This is a genomic window from Polynucleobacter sp. 35-46-11 (assembly GCF_002281105.1).
Genome location: NZ_NCFJ01000246.1, coordinates 1 through 3,709 on the forward strand (window position 1 = coordinate 1; position 3,709 = coordinate 3,709).

4 protein-coding genes and 1 tRNA gene are annotated in these 3,709 nt (G+C 41.4%); 2 read left to right on the top strand and 3 right to left on the bottom strand.

What is annotated here, in order from left to right; all coding sequences use genetic code 11:
- Positions 1-100 precede the first annotated feature (100 nt).
- Positions 101-910, top strand: coding sequence for an energy transducer TonB (locus B7Y67_RS12795; protein ID WP_293598979.1), 810 nt, complete (start codon positions 101-103; stop codon positions 908-910).
- An 84-nt stretch (positions 911-994) separates the two neighbouring features.
- On the opposite strand, the gene B7Y67_RS12800 is transcribed toward B7Y67_RS12795, so the two are convergent.
- Complete coding sequence (locus B7Y67_RS12800; protein WP_293598980.1) at positions 995-1,747, bottom strand: DUF4395 domain-containing protein; 753 nt, start codon at positions 1,745-1,747, stop codon at positions 995-997.
- 161 nt (positions 1,748-1,908) lie between these two features.
- On the opposite strand from B7Y67_RS12800, the gene B7Y67_RS12805 reads away from it, so the two are divergent.
- Positions 1,909-2,832, top strand: coding sequence for an MBL fold metallo-hydrolase (locus B7Y67_RS12805; RefSeq protein ID WP_293598981.1), 924 nt, complete (start codon positions 1,909-1,911; stop codon positions 2,830-2,832).
- Positions 2,833-3,024: 192 nt separating this feature from the next.
- Here the strand turns inward: B7Y67_RS12805 and B7Y67_RS12810 are convergent, their stop codons facing one another.
- Together B7Y67_RS12810 and B7Y67_RS12815 are read right to left on the bottom strand one after the other, a co-directional pair.
- Positions 3,025-3,543 carry a DinB family protein gene (locus tag B7Y67_RS12810; protein ID WP_293598982.1) on the bottom strand — a complete coding sequence of 173 codons (519 nt, stop codon included), beginning with the start codon at positions 3,541-3,543 and terminating at the stop codon, positions 3,025-3,027.
- A gap of 71 nt (positions 3,544-3,614) precedes the next feature.
- Positions 3,615-3,690: transfer RNA gene (locus B7Y67_RS12815), tRNA-Phe, on the bottom strand.
- Positions 3,691-3,709: the final 19 nt, after the last annotated feature.

Below are 3,709 nucleotides of genomic sequence, written 5' to 3' on the forward strand. Positions count from 1 at the left end.
GCGCCTTCGAGAAAAAGGCTTTAAGGCAGTTCGAGCTGAAGATGGCATTCCCAACTGGCTTAATATGAATGTCAAACTGGCAAAGCAAGCCGATTAAAGTTTGTCATTGCTTAATAGACTGATTCAAACGCCACAATCTGCTTTTAAAGCGGCGATTGTTCTATCGCTTGGACTACATATCGTCTTGTTGTCTGTGTATGTACCAGCAGATACAAAGCTACCGAAGAAAAAAGATGACCTTGTTGTTATTAAGCTAGAAGAGCCCAAGCCAAAACAAGAAGAAATCATTCCTCTTCAATCAGCACAAGCACTAACAACTAAAGCGCCCGCCACTCAAGAGGCACCATCGGCCCCCACAGCAGAAGAATGGGCTTTCGCATCCAAGTACACGCTAAAAAATAGTAAGGGCTATCGACACACCTGGGGCAAGCAAGTTCGTAGCATGATGGGTGCCGCTGTTGAAGGGCCCGACCAAGGACAAGTGAGATTCAGAATTGAGATTTCTCAAAATGGCTCCATCGCTAAAGTAGAAACACTTTGGAAAACTTCCGACAAAGCAGAAGCGCTTGCTCGCAAAGCCATTTACTCAATGCCTGCGTCACCACCCACGCCAACTGGCAAGCCTCTCATTTTTGAAAGAACAATTTCGTTCACACCTTTTGCCTCAGATGACGCGCCCTTTTATGCTGATGATTGCTTGCCCGACACACCATCTTTTAATAATCCATTTGCTTGGGATGGCAAATCACCTCAAGAGATTAAGCAAAATAAGCCTGCCGAAAAACTCAGCCCAGAAGCATTGGCTGAGTGTCTCAAACAATTGCCACAAGACTCTTTAGAGGGTGTAGCCGCTCACAGTCAAAGACTATTAGATCAGTGGGGCTCTAGTAAATTAAACCAAGGAAAGTAATACTCCTATACATACGTATATAAGCATATATACGTATAAGATGTCGTTTTAAACGACACAGTTCAATCCGGGGATAAGTAGCTTTTATTTACAGTTGTTGTGTAGCTTCCACTTTTCTTCATGCCCCATGGCTTTAGCAAAATCGGGCACTTTACATCTTTCAACTTCTTTAGCGTCTGTCTCTTGATTAATTACTTCGATAGGGGCTACTGACAATGCGGGCTTAGTTGGGCTGCCAGAGAAATAATTGAATAAGGTAGCAACACTCAAAGCAAATAAAACTAATACTAGTAATTGACTCTTAGATATATTGTTCTGCTTCTCTGTGCTGATATCACAGGAGTTCCCTGGACATAGCTGGGCTTGGGTTTTGTTAAAAAGGTTGTAAATCTTACAGCCGATACAAATTCCAAAAGAGGTTTCAAAAAACATCAGCGCTAGGCAGGAAGCGCAAACAATAATATTGATTGGCCCCACAATACTTTTTAGCACTACCAAATAGAACATTGTGGCGGCCAAGATAAATCCGATTGACCAAGCAAAACGCTTTTGTGGAGCTCCTGTGTATTCAGGTTGCTGTCCTTTAACTAGCCACTGAGCCAAAACCATGACAGGCGCATATTTAGGGTTTATGAAAATCCTAATCGTAAATTCAATGAGAAAGGCACATACAAATACCTTGGTAGGGAAGAAGTTCCCCATCAGCCAAGCATTCATAAATGAGATCAGGGCAAATACAAATAAAATACCTGCGGCAGCCCTAACCACTCTCTCATTAAGAACTGGCACTGGGTACTCTTGCTTGAGCTCACCAAACTGAAAAATTGAGGCATTCATTTCTGACCTTTATTTACACTCATCGTTTAATGTATGTCGTTTTAAACGACATAGCAAGTCTTTCTCCAACACTTACGAAATTTAATCAATTGTCAGGGTTAATAACACTTAATTTATAAAAAACCGTAATTAATAATGATGCTAATCATTAGGATCTCATCATGAAAAAATATCTCTTCGCATTTTTATTGGCAGTGACTTTTAGTCACCACCTTGTAGCCGAGGTATTAACATCTCAAAAAGTGAACGAGACCACCTTCGCGCTAATTGGTGAGATCGGCGGCAGAACTTATGAGAATCAGGGCCTAAATGCCAACTATGGCGTTATTGTTACAAATGATGGTGTCATCTTGATTGATAGTGGCGCCTCTAAACAAGGGGCGGCTCTAATTGATAAACAAGTTCAAAACCTCACCGGCAAAAAAGTAAAGTGGGTTATCAATACTGGATCCCAAGATCACCGTTGGTTGGGGAATGACTACTTTATATCCCAAGGGGTAGAAGTAATCGCTCTTCATAAAACCATTGCGACTCAAAAGCAATTGGCAATGAGTCAAGTAGATTCAGTAAAGGCTGTTTTAAAAGATCGTTTTGATGACACAAAACCAGCCTATGCTCAAAACCCAATTAATCAAAATGAGGTTGAGCTAAACCTTGGCGGAACAAAAGTTCAAATTAAATATTTAAACCATGCCCACTTTGCTGGAGATGTTGTGATTTATCTTCCGCAACAAAATCTCATGTTCTCTGGTGATCATATTTATGTAGATCGTATTTTGGGAGTGCTGCCACAGAGTAATGCCACAACATGGCTAGATGCTTTTACAAAGATTGGGTCAATTGCTCCTAAAGTCATTTTGCCTGGCCATGGTAATGTTTGCGATTTAGCAAAGGCTAAAAAACAAACTGGTGACTACTTAAAGTTTCTAGTCGATGGCACTAAAAAATATGCTGATGAAATGGCAGGCGTTGAGAATGCTGTAAAAGGATTATCCAATGCTCCACAATTTGAAAAGTTAGCCAACTTTAATGAATTACATAAAGGCAATATCAGTAGAACCTACTTAAGACTAGAGTCTGAGTAATGTCGTTTTAAGCGATATCGACTGACATAGGTATGAAAAATTCATTTGTCTTTTTAAAGGACGGTTCACGCTAGGGATATCAGATACTAATAGCGATTAACCCCGCCAAGACCAAAAAGAAAATAGCCCAACAAGTGGGCTATCGTAAATATTGGTGGCCCGGGGCGAAATCGACCAGGGCTACAGGATGCCTTATCCAAGCTCTGATTCATTAAAAGCATCTCTTATATACACAGGCAAATCTATTGGGGGCGGCCTATAGCCTGATTGGTAAAACATATCTCCAATATGACCGCGATGAAATGCTTTGTGATTACAGACATGAATCAGAATGTCTCCTCTCGTCATTTCTCCAGCACCGCCATCAACAAAGGAAAAATGAACCTTTTCATTAAGTAACGGCTCACTCATTCTGTCAGCATATTGAATATACCAATCAGCCATTTGATTTAACTTCTCCGCCAGCAACACTAAAGCATCTGGCGACTCAGTAGTGCGAGACTTTAGTCCGTGTTCTATTCCAAGTAAATGGGCTCGCCATATTTGATCAACAATGCCGATGTGGGCTAAAGCGAATGACATTCCACCAAATGCCGCGGCACGCTGTTTAGTCACCTCGTCAGGTGGCAAAGTAGCAATGGCGGCTAAAAGCATATTGTTTGCCCACTTGTTATAGCGTGTGAGCATTCGGATATTTCGAACAGCAGACATATGGCCTCTTATGAGTAAGTAAGCACAGTCTAGCAAATGAAAAAACCACCCGAAGGTGGTTTATAAATTCTTGGTGGCCCGGGGCGGAATCGAACCACCGACACAAGGATTTTCAATCCTCTGCTCTACCGACTGAGCTACCAGGCCAAGAATTGAAATTATAAAT